At 70.8% G+C, this 16,231-nt stretch carries 16 protein-coding genes; 10 read left to right on the top strand and 6 right to left on the bottom strand.

Features of this window, described 5'->3' with window-relative positions; genetic code table 11:
- Positions 1 to 42: 42 nt before the first annotated feature.
- The gene (locus ACWD4G_RS18795) at positions 43 to 1,038 is read right to left on the bottom strand and encodes an aldo/keto reductase (RefSeq protein ID WP_451294685.1); all 996 of its coding nucleotides are present in this window, start codon (positions 1,036 to 1,038) and stop codon (positions 43 to 45) included.
- A 444-nt stretch (positions 1,039 to 1,482) separates the two neighbouring features.
- Positions 1,483 to 1,809, bottom strand: a complete 327-nt coding sequence (locus ACWD4G_RS18790) for a nuclear transport factor 2 family protein (protein ID WP_451294683.1) — start codon at positions 1,807 to 1,809, stop codon at positions 1,483 to 1,485.
- Positions 1,810 to 2,025: 216 nt separating this feature from the next.
- On the opposite strand from ACWD4G_RS18790, the gene ACWD4G_RS18785 reads away from it, so the two are divergent.
- The 5 genes from ACWD4G_RS18785 to ACWD4G_RS18765 all read left to right on the top strand — a co-directional run bounded on the left by ACWD4G_RS18785 (position 2,026) and on the right by ACWD4G_RS18765 (position 6,041).
- Complete coding sequence (locus ACWD4G_RS18785; RefSeq protein ID WP_451294681.1) at positions 2,026 to 2,571, top strand: DoxX family membrane protein; 546 nt, start codon at positions 2,026 to 2,028, stop codon at positions 2,569 to 2,571.
- Positions 2,572 to 2,834: 263 nt separating this feature from the next.
- A complete protein-coding gene (locus tag ACWD4G_RS18780) occupies positions 2,835 to 3,137 on the top strand; it encodes a MazG-like family protein (protein WP_451294872.1) in 303 nt (100 codons plus the stop codon).
- A complete protein-coding gene (locus ACWD4G_RS18775; protein WP_451294679.1) occupies positions 3,130 to 3,666 on the top strand; it encodes a hypothetical protein in 537 nt (178 codons plus the stop codon). Before ACWD4G_RS18780 ends, ACWD4G_RS18775 begins: the two co-directional genes overlap by 8 nt.
- A gap of 77 nt (positions 3,667 to 3,743) precedes the next feature.
- Complete coding sequence (locus ACWD4G_RS18770; RefSeq protein ID WP_451294677.1) at positions 3,744 to 4,538, top strand: MBL fold metallo-hydrolase; 795 nt, start codon at positions 3,744 to 3,746, stop codon at positions 4,536 to 4,538.
- A 129-nt stretch (positions 4,539 to 4,667) separates the two neighbouring features.
- The gene (locus ACWD4G_RS18765) at positions 4,668 to 6,041 is read left to right on the top strand and encodes a polysaccharide deacetylase family protein (protein ID WP_451294675.1); all 1,374 of its coding nucleotides are present in this window, start codon (positions 4,668 to 4,670) and stop codon (positions 6,039 to 6,041) included.
- A 99-nt stretch (positions 6,042 to 6,140) separates the two neighbouring features.
- Here ACWD4G_RS18765 and ACWD4G_RS18760 read toward each other — a convergent pair whose 3' ends face one another.
- The 4 genes from ACWD4G_RS18760 to ACWD4G_RS18745 form a co-directional block, all read right to left on the bottom strand.
- Positions 6,141 to 7,589, bottom strand: a complete 1,449-nt coding sequence (locus tag ACWD4G_RS18760) for a family 43 glycosylhydrolase (protein WP_451294673.1) — start codon at positions 7,587 to 7,589, stop codon at positions 6,141 to 6,143.
- Between the two features lie 40 nt (positions 7,590 to 7,629).
- Positions 7,630 to 9,177, bottom strand: coding sequence for a family 43 glycosylhydrolase (locus ACWD4G_RS18755; protein ID WP_451294671.1), 1,548 nt, complete (start codon positions 9,175 to 9,177; stop codon positions 7,630 to 7,632).
- Positions 9,178 to 9,481: 304 nt separating this feature from the next.
- Positions 9,482 to 11,281, bottom strand: coding sequence for a serine/threonine-protein kinase (locus ACWD4G_RS18750; protein ID WP_451294669.1), 1,800 nt, complete (start codon positions 11,279 to 11,281; stop codon positions 9,482 to 9,484).
- A gap of 71 nt (positions 11,282 to 11,352) precedes the next feature.
- Positions 11,353 to 11,595, bottom strand: coding sequence for an aldehyde dehydrogenase family protein (locus ACWD4G_RS18745; protein ID WP_451294667.1), 243 nt, complete (start codon positions 11,593 to 11,595; stop codon positions 11,353 to 11,355).
- 364 nt (positions 11,596 to 11,959) lie between these two features.
- On the opposite strand from ACWD4G_RS18745, the gene ACWD4G_RS18740 reads away from it, so the two are divergent.
- The 5 genes from ACWD4G_RS18740 (at position 11,960) to ACWD4G_RS18720 (ending at position 16,176) form a co-directional block, all read left to right on the top strand.
- Positions 11,960 to 13,498 (top strand): helix-turn-helix domain-containing protein, encoded by a 1,539-nt coding sequence (locus ACWD4G_RS18740; RefSeq protein ID WP_451294665.1) that lies wholly within the window; start codon positions 11,960 to 11,962, stop codon positions 13,496 to 13,498.
- Positions 13,495 to 14,064: a helix-turn-helix domain-containing protein gene (locus tag ACWD4G_RS18735; protein WP_451294663.1), complete on the top strand. Its 570-nt coding sequence runs from the start codon at positions 13,495 to 13,497 to the stop codon at positions 14,062 to 14,064. Before ACWD4G_RS18740 ends, ACWD4G_RS18735 begins: the two co-directional genes overlap by 4 nt.
- 179 nt (positions 14,065 to 14,243) lie before the next feature.
- Entirely contained in the window at positions 14,244 to 14,957 is a 714-nt protein-coding gene (locus ACWD4G_RS18730; protein ID WP_451294661.1) for a ParA family protein, read from the top strand.
- The gene (locus ACWD4G_RS18725; protein WP_451294659.1) at positions 14,954 to 15,727 is read left to right on the top strand and encodes a hypothetical protein; all 774 of its coding nucleotides are present in this window, start codon (positions 14,954 to 14,956) and stop codon (positions 15,725 to 15,727) included. Before ACWD4G_RS18730 ends, ACWD4G_RS18725 begins: the two co-directional genes overlap by 4 nt.
- A 122-nt stretch (positions 15,728 to 15,849) precedes the next feature.
- A complete protein-coding gene (locus ACWD4G_RS18720; RefSeq protein WP_384778495.1) occupies positions 15,850 to 16,176 on the top strand; it encodes a hypothetical protein in 327 nt (108 codons plus the stop codon).
- Positions 16,177 to 16,231 lie beyond the last annotated feature (55 nt).

The following is a 16,231-nucleotide window of genomic DNA, read 5'->3' as shown; positions in this document are numbered from 1 at the left end:
TACGGGCCGCTCACCGCCTCCGGAATCAGGCGTACGGGCCGCTCACCGTCCCAGGATTCGGTCGATCTCGGCCAACTGGGGCTCGGTGAGCGGCCCCTTCGCGAGGGCGCCGGCGTTCTCCTCGGCCTGGGCGACCGTGCGGAAGCCGGGGATGGGGACCGTACGGGGGCTGCGGGCCCAGATCCAGGCGAGGGCGCCCTGGGCGAGGGTGCGGCCCTCGCTGGTGAGGATCTCGCGCAGCGCCTCGACGCGGGCCAGCCACTCGGGGTCGGGACCGCCTTGCGGGGTGAAGCCGGGCAGCCACTCGGGCGGGGTGTTGCGGACGTCCCCGGCCTCCAGGGCGCGTCCGGCGGAGTGCTTGCCGGTGAGCAGACCCATGGCGAGCGGGCTGCGGTTGATGCTGGCGAGGTCCGACTCCTCGCAGAGCGCGAGCAGTTCGGGCGCGTCCTGGAGGATGTTCAGCCGGTGCTGTACGGCCGTGCAATGCGGGCCCTTCGCGAACACGGCGGCACGCTCGGGGTCGTCGGTGCTCCACGCGTACGAGCGGATCAGGCCCTCCTGGACGAACTCCTCGCAGAGGTCCCGGAGTCGGTCCGCCTGCTCGGGGTCGCCCTCGGAGAGGTGGAACTGGTACAGGTCGATGTAGTCGGTGCCGAGGCGCTCCAGGGAGGCGGTGAGGGCGCGGCGGGCGTGGTCCACGGAGTCGTCCTGCCCCGTGGAGAGACGGGCGGTCTCGTCGAAGAGGTTGCCCCACTTGGTGGCCACGACAACGTCCGCGCGGCGCTTGCCGAGGGCGCGGCCGAGGACGCGTTCGCTGTGGCCGGTGCCGTAGGTGTCGGCGGTGTCGAAGAAGGTGACGCCGAGGTCGAGGGCCCGGTGGATCGCCCGTACCGACTCCTCGTCATCGACCTTGCCCCAGCCGAGCGGCTGCCCGTCGGGGGTCGCCCACTCACCGCCGATGGCCCAGCACCCGAAGCCGAGGGCACTGACCTGGATATCACTGCGGCCGAGCCGCCTGGTGTAGGTGTTCGTCTCCATGCCCGAGACGTTAGAAGTTGAAGCCCACTCCAAGGCAAGCCCTGCGGGGAGGGTGGGGGCGGGTGGGGGATGGGGTCCGAGTCGGGCGGAGGGCGGGGTCCGGTTCCGCCGGGTGCCGAGGTCGGGGTCGGCCGGGGGTCACAGTCCAGTACAGGCCGAGAGTCGCCGTCGCCCCCGACCGGGGGACGCGGTCCGGTTCGGCCAGGGGGCACGGTCATCCCCGACCGGGGGTCGGGGCCGTGCCCGGCCAGGGGCCGGGGGTCGGGTTCGGCCAGGGGCCGCGCTCATGCCCGGCAGGGCATCGCGATCACGCCCGGCGGGCGCCGCGATCACGCCCGCCAGGGCGCCATGGTCACGCCCGCCAGGGCGTCGTGATCCCGCCCGCCGGGGCGTCGTGGTCGCGCCCGCCGGGGCGTCGCAGTCCCGCCCGCCAACGCGCCGTAGTCACGCCTGGCCGGTCTCGAAGTGGGAGATCTTGCCGTCGTCCGTTACCTGGAAGCGCCAGGCGGTTCGCATCTCGCCCCAGGTGTCGTTGCGGTAGTCGGCGACGAGGGCGCGGCCGCCGTCGGACTCGTGCTGGACCTCGATATGGCCGTGGGAGGAGAAGATCTCCCGGTCGGCCCACTGGGCGAGGTTCCGGTCGGAGCCGTCGTCCGCCATCGTCGCGTCGTCGGTGAAGAGCGTCATGAAGGCGTCCTCGTCGTTCGCGTTCACCGCGTTGACGAAGGCCCGGACGGCCGGGTCACGGAGTTTCGCTGGTGCGATCGTCATGCCGGTCACACTCACACCGTTCGCGGGGGCCCGCCACCGGAGGCGTACCCCCGGACCGGCTCCCCGTCCGACGCCACCCGAACGGCGGCGCGGGCGGGTCGGACGGGTGTGAAGGTGCGACGGTGGATACGCGGGAGGGGAGGCGGGAGGGGAGTTCGTACGGCCTGTTCTCTCTCCGGACCTGATCCTCGTCCTCTGCCTGTACGGGAGTTCGCGATGACCGTTTTCGACCGACGTGATCTGGGGCTGCTGTTGCTCCGCCTGGGCGCGGGCGGGGTTTTGTTCGCGCACGGGACGCAGAAGCTGTTCGGCTGGTTCGGCGGGGGTGGGATCGAGGGGACCGGGAAGTTCATGGAGTCCGTCGGGTACACCCCCGGCAGGGCGAGCGCCGTCGCGTCCGGGCTGGCCGAGACCGGCGGCGGCACCCTGCTCGCCCTCGGCCTCGCGACCCCCGCGGCCGGTGCCACCGCCGCCGGTGGCATGGCGGGCGCGGCGGCGGTGCACGCGCCCAACGGCTTCTTCAACGCCGAGGGCGGCTACGAGTACGCGGCGACCCTGGGCCTCGCCGCCGCGGGCCTCGCGATCAGCGGCCCCGGCCGGCTCTCCCTCGACCACGCCCTGCGTCATGTCGTCGACCGGGGCTGGATGGTGCCGGTGGCGCTCGCCGGCACGGCCGCGGGGACGGCGCTGGTCGTGGGCGCGCGGAACCAGCGGGTGCGGCGGCAGAAGGAGGGGACGCAGGAACCGTTGTTCGAGGAGTGACCGTTCGACGTTCGGCCGTATGACCGGTACGGGCGTGACAGGCTGCGGGCATGAGTGATCAGCCCGCTGACCGCACGGCCTCCCCAGCGTCCCCAGCGTCCCCGGCCTCCCCAGTCGCATCCTCCGCTTCCCCGGCCGCCCCGGCCGCACCCTCCGCCTCCCCGGCCGCTTCGGCCGCCCCGGCCGCACCCTCCGCCTCCACGACCAGCGCCGCCCCCGAGCCCGCCGACGCCGTCGACTCCCCCGACGATCTGTGGCGTTCCATCTCCCTCCTGCACGCGTGGGTGGAGTCGAACCGCCTCCATGACGGCCGCGAACCGCTGCTCCTGGGGCTGCTGAAACTCCAGGAGGAGGTCGGCGAGGTCGCCCAGGCCGTGATCGGCGCGACCGGGTCCAACCCGCGCAAGGGCACGACCCACACCTGGGACGACGTACAGGCGGAGCTGTGCGATGTCGTGATCACCGCGCTGATCGCCCTGCGGATGCTCACCCCGGACGCCCAGGCGGTCTTCACGGCCCATCTGGCGAAGGTCGAACGCCGCTCACTGGAGTCGCGCCATGGCTGACAACGCGTTCTGGATCGCCTCCCTCACCGCCGGAACCGCCGTGCTGGCCAGCTGGGTGACAAGCCGGGGAACCGCGCGGGCGGCCCGTATCCAGTCGGGCACGACGGTGGACGCCCAGCGCGTGGAACGGCTGCGGGAGGCCCGCCGCCGTGCGTACGCGGACTTCATCGAGCAGGCGCAGCGGCTCAGCGATGTGCACTGGAAGGTGTCCGACGTGATCCGGGCCGCCGAGGGCGGCACACTCGGTCCCGAACAGATAGCGGAGCTACGGGAGTTGCGGGACCGGCAGCGCGACGAGTACGCCACGCTGCGGCACCGCACCTGGATCGTGTCGCTGGAGGGCCCGGACGAGGTCGCCGATCTCGCCAACACCGCACGGCGGTCGACGAGCCCCTTCCACAAGGCCATCGAGGCGATGATCGCCGGCGACACGGAGGCGATGGCCCGCTTCGACGCCTGCTACTCCCCGTTCTGGAAGGCCCTGAAGGACTTCATCAAGGGGGCCCGCGAGACGCTGCACGCCATGTGAGCGCGAACAAGACCGCCGCCCTCCCCGTGAGGGCCTACGCTGCGACCGACCAGTGGGGCCCCACGGAGGAGGCGGTCATGAAGGTGCATCACCTCAACTGCGGCACGATGCTCGCGCCCGGCGCCGGGCGGATCGTCTGCCATGTGCTGCTGATCGAGACCGACCGCGGGGAACTCGTCCTCGTGGACTCGGGGTTCGGGCTGGACGACATCGCGGAACCCGGACGGCGGCTCGGCCCGAGCCGGCGGCTGATCCGCCCGGTCCTCGACCGTGAGGAGACCGCCGCCCGGCAGATCGAGCGGCTGGGGTTCGCCCGCGACGACGTACGCCACATCGTGGTCACCCACTTCGACTTCGACCACATCGGCGGACTCTCCGACTTCCCCCGGGCCCAGGTGCACCTGACCTCCGCCGAGCTGCTGGGCGCGGTCACCTCCCCCTCCGCCCGGGAACGCTTCCGCTACCGCTCCGCCCAGTGGGCCCACGGCCCACAGCTTGTCGAGCACGGCCCCGGCGGGGAGTCGTGGCGCGGCTTCGCGGCGGCCAGGGAGCTGGACGCCGTCGCCCCCGGACTCGTCCTCGTACCGCTCCCCGGCCACACCCGGGGCCACGCCTGTGTCGCCGTCGACTCGGGCGACCGCTGGGTCCTCCACACCGGCGACGCCTTCTTCCACCGCAGCGCCCTGGGCGACCCCACCCCCGCCCCCACCGCCCTGCGCCTGATGGAACGGTTCGTGGCCTACGACCTGAAGCGGGTCCGGGCCAACCACGCCCGCCTCGCCGAACTCCACGACCGCGCCGACGCCGACCTGGTGATCGTCAACGCGCACGACCCGGTGCTGTACGAGCGCGTGCGGGCCGCCGCCGGGTAGGCCCCGGAACCCGCCGAGCAGGCCCCGGCACCCGGGCGGGCGGCCCGGATTACTCCGTACGAGGGTGATCGCGCGCCCGGTGCGGCGGCAGGGCACGTCGATCGCCGCCTCACTCAAGAAGATCGGGCGGTGACCCCACGCACCCTCACCTCCACCGCCTCCGCCCTCCTCCTGGCCGGAGCGCTGACGTTGACGACCGCCTGTTCCCTCGACCCCACGGTGCCGCGGTCGGCGCCGGCCCTCGGCGGTCCGCCCGCCAAGGCCGCCGCCGGTACGACCATCGACCCGGCGACGATCGAGGGCCTGGACATCGTCAACGACAGCGGCAACGGCCGCTTCTGCCCCTGGGCGACGAGCTACCCGGACGTACCCGGCGCCCCGGCCCTGACCGCGGCCATGGAGAAGGACGTCGACAAGCGCCTCGCTGACTTCCTCGGCGCGGCGACCGACGACACCACCCGCGCGACGAACTGCGACGACTCCGACCGTTCCGGCGCCCCGGCGACCCGGGAGCTGAACATCGGCTTCGCCGTCCTCGTGGCCTCCGGCGACGTGGTCGGCGTACGGCTGTCGAGCCGGGATCAGAAGGGGCCGTCGGCCAAGACGTACTGGTACGACGGCGCCGGCAAGGCGTACCGTGCGGCGCCGGAACTGATCGAGCGCCGCCACCGTGCCGCCCTCGTCTCGGCGCTGCCGAGGAGACTCCCGCTGGACGACATCGCGTTCACCCCCGACGGCGGTCTCCGGGTCGCCGGTGACGTGATCCTCGACAAGGCGAAAGTCACCCCGTGGCTGTCGGAGTTCGGCAGACGGGCCCGGTCGGAGGCCGTCGATCCGAGCCCCGCCCTCGACCTGGCCGCGACGGGCTCCCCCACCCCGACCGTGCCCGCCCTCGACGCCCCGGGCAAGGACACCACCGACTGTTCGCGGGTCAAGTGCGTGGCGCTGACCTTCGACGACGGGCCCGCCGTACCGGAGAGCACCGAGTTGCTCGACCATCTCGCCGAGTACGGGGCGCGGGCCACGTTCTTCGTCGTCGGGCAGAACGCCGCCGTGCATCGCGCGGTCGTCCGGGCGCAGTCCCGGGCCGGGCACGAGATCGGCAACCACTCCTGGAACCACCAGCGGCTGACGAGGCTGACGACGGAGGAGGCCCGCTCCCAACTGGTCCGGACCAGCGACGAGATCAGAGCGGCGACGGGTGCGGAGCCGACCCTGTTCCGTCCGCCGTACGGGTCGATCAACGAGCGGGTACGGAATGCCGCCCGGCCGCTGCCGTCCGTCCTGTGGGATGTGGACTCCCGGGACTGGGAGGACCGTGACGCCGACCGGGTGGCCCAGCGGGTGATCGCCGAGACCGACCCCGGCGAGATCATCCTGCTCCACGACATCCACCCGACGACGGTGGCCGCCGTCCCCCAGATCCTGCACACCCTGGAGGCCGGCGGCTACCACTTCGTGACGGTCGGCCATCTGCGCGCCACCCCGAACCTCCGGAGGTGATGCACCTCTTGGGGTGATCGGCCTCTCGGGGTGATCCGACTCTTGGGGTGACGCGCAGGCGGCCTATCCGTCCATGACGCTCTACTCCTTCTACTCCTCCTACTCCTTGTAGAAGGTGGCGTCCTGCCGGTCGAGGTCGGTGCTGACCGGCTGGGTGTACATCAGGTTGTTGTAGTGGCGGATATAGCGGCCGGGGAAGTTGTACGACTCGTACGACACTCCGGCCGCGGAGTCGGCGAGGCCGGACCGCTGGAAGAAGGAGGCGTCGTTGTCGAACAGCGCGGTGCCGTCGTCCTTCTCCACCCACACCTCGAAGTTCTTGTGGCGGAGGTAGTAGCCGGGGAAGTTCGCGGACTCCAGGGAGACCGTGCCGTTGCCGGCGAGCCCGGTGACGACGCGGAACTGGGAGTCGGCGAGGTTGGTGACGTCCGCCTCCAGCTTGGCCCGGTACTCCCAGTGGCGGATGAACTTGCCGGGGAAGTTGTACGAGGAGAGCCGGACCGGGGTCGCGCCGTCGGCGACGGGGATGCCGAAGTTGGGGGTGCCGTCGGCGTTCCAGTACAGCTTCTGGTAGCGGGTGCGGCGGTTGGGGTCGTTGAGCGGGTCGCCGCTGATGTCCTTGTAGTCGCGGTCGTGGTAGACGAGGATGTCGGACTTCCCGTCCTCGGAGACCGTGAAGGTGTTGTGGCCGGGGCCGTACTGGCCGGTGGCGTCGTTGCTCTTGAAGACCGGCGTCGACGTCTTCGCCCAGGAGGCCGGGTTCATCAGGTCGGCGGTGGAGTCGGCGGTCAGCAGGCCGAGGCAGTAGTTGGCGTCGGTGGCGCTGGCCGAGAAGGTCATGAAGACCTTGCCGTTCTTCTGGATGACGGCCGGGCCCTCGTTGACGCGGTGGCCGACGGTCTCCCAGGAGTACTCGGGCTTGGAGATCATCACCGGGCTGCCGCTGATGGTCCAGGGGTTGGACATCTTCGCCAGGTACAGATTGGTGCCGGTGCCGACCGCCGGGTCGTTCTGGGCCCAGCTGAGGTAGCGGGTGCCGTTGTGGGTGAAGGTGGTGGCGTCCAGCGAGAAGGTGTCCAGCGGCAGGGATATCCGGCCCTTCTCGGTCCAGGTGCCGGTGATCGGGTTGGCGGCGCTGGTCTCCAGGACGTACGGGCGGATCTTCCAGATGTCGTCGGCGTCACCGGCCGCGAAGTAGACGTACCACTTGCCGTCGATGAAGTGGATCTCCGGGGCCCAGATGTGGGCGCCCATCGTGCCGCTGGCGTGCTTGGTCCAGATGGTGGTCTCCGTGGCCGTGGACAGGCCCTGGAGGGTGGTGGCCCGCCGCATCACGATCTTGTCGTACGCGGGGACGGTGGCGGTGAAGTAGTAGTAGCCGTCGGTGTGTTTGAAGATGTGCGGGTCGGCGCGCTGCAGGGCGATCGGGTTGGTGAAGGTGACGGCCGGGGAGGCGGGGGCCGCGGCCTGGGCGGGGGTGGTCACGGTGGTGAGTACGGCGAACGCGGCCGCCGCGGCCACCAGGACGCGTCTGGCGAGACGTCTCATGGGTGTTCTCTCCTGGTCTCCTGGTTGAGGCGGTCGTGGTTCAGGCGGTGGTGGGGACGAGCCGCCACTGCTGGCAGTTGTTGTTGAGCCAGGACCACTGGCGTACGTCGGTGCCGTTGGCGGTGCCGCAGTCGGCGACGTCCATGACCTTGCCGGTGGAGGCGTTGACGATCCGGACGTAGTCGCCGCCGAGGTAGACCATGCGGAACTTCTGGCAGTTGTTGTTCAGCCAGGACCACTGCCGGATGTCGGTGCCGTCGGCGGCGCTGCAGTCGGCGACGTCGGCGACCTTGCCGGTGGCGACGTTGACGAGGCGGCTGGTGTCGTCGGCGCGGTCCTCGATGCGCCACTTCTGGTTGGCGCCGCCGTTGCAGGTCCACTGGAAGATGTTGGTGCCGTCGGCGGTGTTGCCACCGTTGACGTCGAGGCACTTGCCGCTGTTGCGGTTGACGATGGTGTACGCGGTCGGGGTCGTCGCGGTCTCACCGGAGGGGCCGGCGAGGGTGGTGCCGAGGGCGACCGGGGTGCCGAAGTTCGGAGTGCCGTCCGCGTTCCAGGTGAACTTCTGCGCCCGGGTCGTACGGCCGTTGTCGCAGCCGTCGCTCGCGGAGTCGTTGGCGTGGTAGACGATCCAGTTCTCGGTGCCGTCGGGCGAGGTGAAGAACCCGTTGTGGCCGGGCGCGTACACGCTGTTGGCGTCGCTGCGCTGGAAGACGGGGGTCTGCTTCTTCGTCCAGGAGGAGGCGAGCAGCGGGTCGGAGCCGGTCAGCTCCAGCTGGCCGAGCTTGTAGTCGGGGCCCCAGCAGGCGCTCGCCGAGTAGATCAGGAACGTACGCCCGTCCTTGTAGAGCGGCTCGGGCCCCTCGTTGACCTGCCCGCTCTGCGTCTCCCAGCTGAGCGTCGGGCTGGAGATGACGGTGAAGGTGGTGGAGGCGAGGGTGTACGGGTTGCTGAGCGGCGCGATGACGAGGCTCTGCGGGCTGCCGCCGGCCGAACCGCTGCCCACCAGGTACAGCTTGTCGTTGTGCTTGAGCACGCTGGCGTCGATGAGCCAGCCGTTGGGGTTGAGGTTGGAGCCGCTGAGGGTGTTCTTGTAGGTGTACGGCCCCATCGGGTCCGACCCGGCGCTCTCCAGTACATGGGTGCGCTGGTCGTCGCAGCAGGCGGAGGAACGCGGCCCGGCGGAGTAGTACAGGTACCACTTGCCGTCGAAGAAGTGGATCTCCGGCGCCCACATGTTCCAGTTGCGGGTGGAGGTGCTGTCCGACCACACCTGCACGCTGGGCGCGGTGCTCAGCCCGGCCAGCGTGGGCGACTTCCGCATGGTCAGCTCACCGGTGAACGAGGTGGTCACCAGGTAGTAGTTGCCGTTGTAGTACTCCAGCCAGGGGTCGGCGCCCTTCTCGGACTTGACCGGGTTGGTGTACGGCTTGCCGTCGGCGGCGACGGCGGACGGCGAGCTGGTGACGGTCTGCACGGAGAGCAGTGACGCGACCAGGGCCAGCAGCGCGGCCCCGAGCGTCAGCCAGTGACGGGGAGTCGACCGGCGTCTGGTCGTCCACCGGCGTGGGGCGGGGGTGGGGATCACGGCAAGTCCCTTCCGGGAGCGGCTCGGACGGACAGAAATGTTCGAAATTGCGAACGCTGTACGGAACTTCGGCCAGAAGGTAAGGGTGGGGTGGGAGTGACGTCAATGGATGCGACACGTTTTGTGCGGCGGATTGCCGTCGGGTTTCAGATACGTGACCCGACATTTGGGGCGGACGTCGGCCATGGGACCCGGCGCCGGGGGGCGGATTCCGGCCAGGCGGCCTGGCGTTCGGGGTGTTCGCGGACCCGAAGAATCCGCTCGGGTTCCGTATCGGAGCCGGTGCCAGGACCCCGTCTCAGGGTCAGGGGCCCGTGCAACGGCCGGTGGTGCCGCCTTCCCCGTCCGGTTCGCACATCAGCGGCTGATGCGCGGAGTCATGGCTGAGGTAGCGGCCCATGCAGGACCCCTTGGTGGTGCGCCCGAGCGTCGCGCAGTACTCGATCGCGGCGGTACCGCTGTCGAACGACCGGGGCACATAGATCACCCAGTAACCCGAGCCCATGGACTGGAAGTTGCTGCTGAGCAGCACCTGCGCGTCGGGCACCTGCGCCCGCGCGGCCTCAAGGTGCTGATCCCGCTGCGCGGTCCCCGAGTCGGCCCAGGTCTGGTCGAGTTTGACGATCCAACTGCCGGAGAAGCTCTCCGGGCTGATCGCGGCGGGCGAGGCGGCGGCATCGTCGTCGTCCTCCGTGCCACCGGCGGAGGTCTCCTCCGAGGCGGCACCGCCGTCGGCAGCCGTGCCCTGCCCCCGGGAGTCCTTGCCGCTCCCCTTCGAACCCTGGGAATCCCCTGAGTCCTCGGAGTCGGCACCGGTTGCCTCGTCCGCCCCGTCCTCGGCCTCGTCCTCGGCGCCGGGGCTCTGCTGGGCGCCGGTGCCGCTCGCCGACGGCCCCGTGGCGGTCGCGGTGACCGTCGCGGTGGCCACGGCCCCGTCGGGCGACGAGGCGGCGGTGTCGGTGGAGGACATCAGCCCCCGGTACGAGGCCGCCGCGACCACGGCCACGGCGACGACGGAGGCGGCGGCCATGACCGGTACGCGCGAGCGCCGGGAGTCACGTCGGGGGGACGTGTCGGAGGGGTCGGGGAGCGGCCGGGTGGAGGGACGGGAGGAGGGCGGAACGCCCGCTTCAGTCGCGTCGCGGTTACCGCACATGTCACGGGTGTCACGGGTGTCACGGGTATCGCGCCCCACACCTGAGACGAGCGACGACGACGCCCCCGCTCTCCTCGTACCACCACTCGCATCACCCCTCGTGCCACCGCCGGAGGCCACGTCGGCGAGCAGGGAATCCAACTCGGCGGGGTCCGGGCGGGCGTCCGGGTCCGTGACGAGGAGGCGGGACAGGACCGGGGCGAGGGGGCCCGCCTGGGCCGGGGGCGGTACCGGCTGGTCGAGTACGGCGGCGAGGGTGGCGAGACTGGTGCCGCGCCGCATGGGGCTGGTGCCCTCGACCGAGACGTACAGGGTCATGCCGAGGGACCAGAGATCGGCGGCCGGGGCGTCGTCGGCCCCCCGGATGCGCTCCGGGGCCATGTACTCGGGCGAGCCGATCAACTCCCCGGTACCGGTGAGCGGGGACGCGTCGGAGAGCCCGGCGATCCCGAAGTCGGTGAGCACGGCGACAGGGCTGTCCGCCGGGCCCTCCCGCAGCAGGATGTTCGCCGGTTTGACGTCGCGGTGGTGGATGCCGGCGGCGTGGGCGGCCCGTAGCGCGGCGAGCACATCACGGCCGACCCGGGCGGCCTGGCGGGGCTCCAGCGGCCCGTCCTTCTCCAGCCGGGCCTGGAGCGAGCCCCCGGGCACGAACTCCATGACGAGCCAGGGGCAGGGCTCCTCTTCCACAATGTGGTGGATGGTCACCACCTGGGGATGCCGGAGCCGCGCGAGGGCACGGGCCTCGCGCAGCACCCGCGCACGCTGGACGCGTACGCCCCCGGGGTCCGCCTCGGCCATACGCGGGTCGACGGGCCGGACCTCCTTCAGGGCGACATCGCGCCGCAGAGCGACATCCCGAGCCCGCCACACCGTCCCCATACCCCCGGCCCCGAGCCGCTCCACCAACTCGAACCGCCCATCGATCAACCGCCCCGCGCCGTCCAACAGTTCCGTCCCTCACTCATCGACCCGCTAGCGGAGGCTACGGACCACCGGGCTGGCCGACGTCGGCAGAACTACGTAATCGGGTACCTAATCGAACACGGGGCGGGGCTGCCCGGGGCACGGCTGTGGCGCTCCGCGGATGAGCGGTCGCGGATGGAGTCGCCGACGAGCAGCGCCGGGATGGACTTCTCGGCCGCCAGGAGGGCCGGGAAGTTCCACGGCACGATGCCGCCGAGACCGCCGAGGGGGACGCGGCGCACCGGATCGGACAGCGGCAGACGAGTCGGGCTGTACGCCGGGTATTCCTGACACACCTTCCTGACCTGCACCTTTTCGGGCCGGATCGGCTGTGACCTGCTAGGTCGGGTTGCAGAGGCGACCGGAGGCAGTCAGAGGAAACCGCTCTGATTCGACCCCGATTCGAACCGAGCTGCTCGGAGCCGATCAGAGGCATTCGCCCTCTGTTTGGTCCGAGTCGGCCCAGGTCAGACGGCGTTGATCAGGCTGTGTAGCCGCTGACGGCACCCGGAATCGATCTCGGTCGAGCCGCGATGGGGACGCCTGCCTCCAGCACCGGAGCCAGGCATACGAATGCCTCCAGGATGGCCATCCTGGAGGCTTCGCTGGCACCGATTGGAGGTCGGTACCGGACACCACCCGTGGTTTTAGCGGGCCTGGGTGGCGTCTCTGTCCTTGCGGGACGGCTCCACAGTGCCACACAGCACCTACCAGACAGGTTCTCTCCGACGGCCATTTCACCCAGGCGAGCGACTGGGTCTTCACCAGCTGCCTACGGCTGCAGCCGATCTCATCCTGCTCGGGGATCTCACCGGCCGCTACGCGGCGGGCAGTTACAGCAAGCTCGCCTCCGACGGCCAGAGCGTATCCCTGCGCGGGAACCGTCAGGGAGCGGCCGAACACGGGCACCGCATCACGGCGGCCATCGCCTGCCACGTCGCTCGCGCCAGCGGCACCGTCGACCAGCTGACCCAGCTCTTGCTGCACCCCGATCACTCAGGCGGGCGGCACGCCCGAAGCATCGCGCTGCGCTCCGGGCAATCACGTGCCCTGGCGTACATCGGCCGGGTATGGGCCAGCGCCTTGGCCGCGGTCAGCAGCACGACGGTGCTGGAATCGCGGCACCACGCGTACGAGGTTCTCGCCGCGCTGCGCGACCGCATCGAGACGACGCCCTGGCGTGGGGAACGTGGGCGGACCGCGCTGCGGGTCCTGCGGGCGCATCTGAACTTCGCCGAGATCGCGGGCGGTCCCCTGCACCACGCCAGCGAGCGGCAGACCGCGGAGGAAGCGGGGATATCCCGCACCACCCTCCGGGTCGTCTACGAGACCGTCCTCAAACCGCGGGGCTGGCTGCGGCGTCTGCGCGTCGGCCACGGCCGCGAAGGCTCGACCTGGTATCTCGCCGAGGGCAGCCCCGACCGCCACAGCATCCCCGTAGCGCAATCTCGTTTCCGGACCACTCAGTACCCCCCCGACCTGGCACTTGAGGAGTGGCCCACCCCTGAGACGGGCACAACGGCCGACTTCGACTCCACCGTCATCGGCCAGCTGATGGGCCACGACGCCTTCGCCCACCGCGGTCTCGGCAGCGCCGCACTGGTGATCATCGGTGCACTGCACGTCCGTGCGGCGCAGACGGTCGCCGAGCTTGTCAGTTCGTCCTCCGTCTCCCGCGCCACCCTCTACCGCACCTTGCGGCGCCTGGCCGACCACGGCCTTGTCCACCACAGCGGTGAGACCTGGACCCTGGCACCTCATGCTCTGGAGGGCTTCGGTGACCGCCCTCCGGGGGCTGCGGCCGAAGAGATCTCCGAGCCGGCCCGCGGCTGGGACGCAGTCGCGACGCGGCACGGGACCGCGGGCGTCGCGTCCCGGCGCAAGGCGGTGCACGCCGCCGAGCGCGCGGCGTACCAACGGGCGCTGGAGCGGCTGTCGGAGCACCGCAGCAAGGCCGTGGTGATCGTCCGTGACGGGCGCCAGGTCGTGGTTCCCGCGCCACGCCCCGACGAGGTTCCCACCGCGTGGCACGCCCCGGACGGCTGTGTCCTCGATCCGGTCACCGGCAGCGCCGCTCCCGACTGGCGGATCGCCACCGATGGACGGCTGATCCTCATCACCCCCGCCGACCAGCGCAGTTACGACGAGCTGGCCGCCGCCCATGCCGAAGCCCGCAGCGAATGGGAGTCCGCAGCGTGAACCCACCCCCTCGACCCAGGGCCGATCACGACGATCAGGTCACCGCGCAAGCACTGCGGGAGCAGTACGAGTCCGGTTCCACCGTGGACCAACTCGCGGCGAGCAGTGGCCTGTCGTACGGCACGGTCCTCAACCGGCTGCACGAGGCCGGGACCGTGATGCGCTCCTCGTGGCAGACGCGACGGCTGCGCGACGGGCAAGCCCGCCGCAACCTCGCGGCCCGTCTGCGCCGCCTCTACGAGCAACAGGGCGCCACGCTCGCGGAGTTGGCTGCGGCCGGGTCTGTGACGCGACGTGTGGCTCGGCGGCTGCTGATCGAGGCCGGCGGCACGCCCCGCACCACCCAGCAGACGCTCCGTATCCGCTCCGCAGCCAGTACCACACGGCGGATGAAGCTCGCGAAGTCCCTGCGGACTCGGTACGAGGCCGGCGCCACCGTGCCGGACCTCGCCGCGGAGTGCAACTACTCCATCGGCACCGTCTACCGGCTCCTTCACCAAGCGGGCACCCCCATGCGGCCCAAGCACCACCACGGCCCGGCCCGCACCCCAAGGAAACGGCCATGAGCGCCCCCGCACGGGTCCCCGGCCGGGCCCGACAGACCGCGGGACCGATGGCAAGCCATCCCGGATACAGCGTTGCTCGGGGTCCTCCTTCGCCCGCGCTCAGCCGCCACCGAACGTCGGCCTTCTCGCCGACGCACGCAAGTCAACGCACCTTTCCCGATTCAGGAGATCAAGCACACGTGAGTGAGAACACCCGTACCAAGACCCTGGCCGCGGCCACGGCCAGCGCCTGGGACGCCTTCGTGATCGTGGTCGGCATGCTCAAGGGCGGCACCGGCAAGACCACCTCCGCCTGGTTCATCGCCCTCTACTACGCCGTCGTCCTCGACCTGCCCACCCTGCTCCTGGACGCGGACGCCACCAGCCAGTCCGCCTACGACTGGTTCAAAGTCGCCCAGGCCGCCGACTTCGAGATCCCCGCCAACCTGGTGGTCGAGCGCTACCCGTTCGACGACATCGCCGAGTACATCCGCACCAAGCGTGCCGAGTTCGGCGCGATCGTGGTCGACGCCGGCGGCGGCAGCGCCCGCATCTTCCACGAGGCTGTTACCGAGGCGAACCTGCTGCTCGTGCCGGTCGCCCCCACCAAGATCGAGCGCCGCAAGCTCGTGGCCACCTTCGACGAGGCCGAGCGCGCCGCCGCCCGGAACGAGCACGACGTCACCGCCCATGTGGTGATGGTCAAGGCCGACGACCGCACCAGCCTGCCCGGCCGGGCGAAGGAGCAGCTGCTGGAGCCCGCCGAGGGCGAGGGCATCGGCCCGGACCGCGACGAGCCGTTCCCGCTCGCCGAGACCACCATCCACTCCTGGGTGCACTACATGGAGGCCTTCGGCGAGATCCCCACCGAACTGAGCGAATACGCCAACCTGATGAAGGAACTCACCGCATGAGCGAGAAGAACGAGAGGCCGAAGCCGCCGGCCCGCCGCACCGGCGGTCGCACTCTGGGCGGGGCCAAGAAGACGACCCCGCCACCCCCTCCCCCAACCGCCGAGCTCACCCCCGAGCAGTTCGCCGCCGAACAGGCCACCGCGCAGGGCGAAGCGGCTGGCGCTGGTACACCGCGGGTTCAGCACGCTCCTGCGGCCGCTGCCTTCGAGGCACCGGCTCAGGATCTGACAGAAACCGTCGAGGCTGCCGAGGCGGGGACGGAATCCGCCGACGGGCTGGCCGAGCGGCAGCCGCCACCAGTGGTTTCGGCTCCCCAGTCTGGAGTGCTTGGGAGGCAGCCCAATCAAGCAGCCGAACCCGGTGGGCAGCACAGCCCGTCCCACGCCGCGTCCGCAGTTTCTGGCACGGCACCGACCGCCGAGGTGGCCATCCGCCCGGCGGTCCCTCCGGCGGCGGCCGGTACGGCGTTCCCGTTCAGGCCCGACGGTCCTGCGCCCCATCAGGCGCAGGACGCTCGGGCGCAGGAGGCGCCCAGTGAGGGGGCACCCTACGCCCACGGTCCCGGTCGTCCCGAGAACATCCCCGAGGCCGCCGTCGTCCTCAACCAGCGCATCATCACACGCGAGAGTCTCGACTCGTCGGTCCCCGCCGCGTTGAAGCTAAAGAAGCGGATCAAACGCTTCGCCCTGGACAACGAACTCGACCACCTGCCCATCGGCGACATCGTTTCCGTCGCGCTGGACGAGTGGCTCACCGCCCGCGGGTTTTGAACCCGCCCGCAGTACACGAGGCGGCCGCCCCCATGTCGGGGTGCGGCCGCCCCTGCCGACTATTCCAATAGCCCAGTAGGCGGATAGCTATCCGCCTAGCCAGACCGACCGGAGCAGCTCTCGTGCCTGATCGCTCCCCCTATGCCACCCGACTACGTGAAATCGCCGACGCCCTCGACGCCGAGTTCCAGCCGTCCGACGACGTCCTCACGCCGCACGCCGACACCATGGACGTCATCAGTAACCGGCAGACAAAACGCGGGCAGCTCAACTACGCCGTCCCCGAGGTCCTCCAGTTCCAGCGCCGCATCCGGCGCTGCAACGCCGACACCGACATCCCTCACGGCGACATCGTCGCGCTCGCCCTCGACAGCTGGCTGCGCGCCAAGGGCTATCCGCCCGATTCGAAGGACGAGAGACGAAAGGGGCTGGACGTCAGTGGACAGTGACGATCAGGTTGCTCCAGCTGCGTTCCCCATGAGAGCCGGTGTTACTTTTGCGCAG

This window comes from Streptomyces sp. NPDC002643 (genome assembly GCF_053592555.1).
The sequence above is the reverse complement of the archived record's forward strand: the minus strand, read 5'-3'. Positions and strand labels throughout refer to the sequence as shown.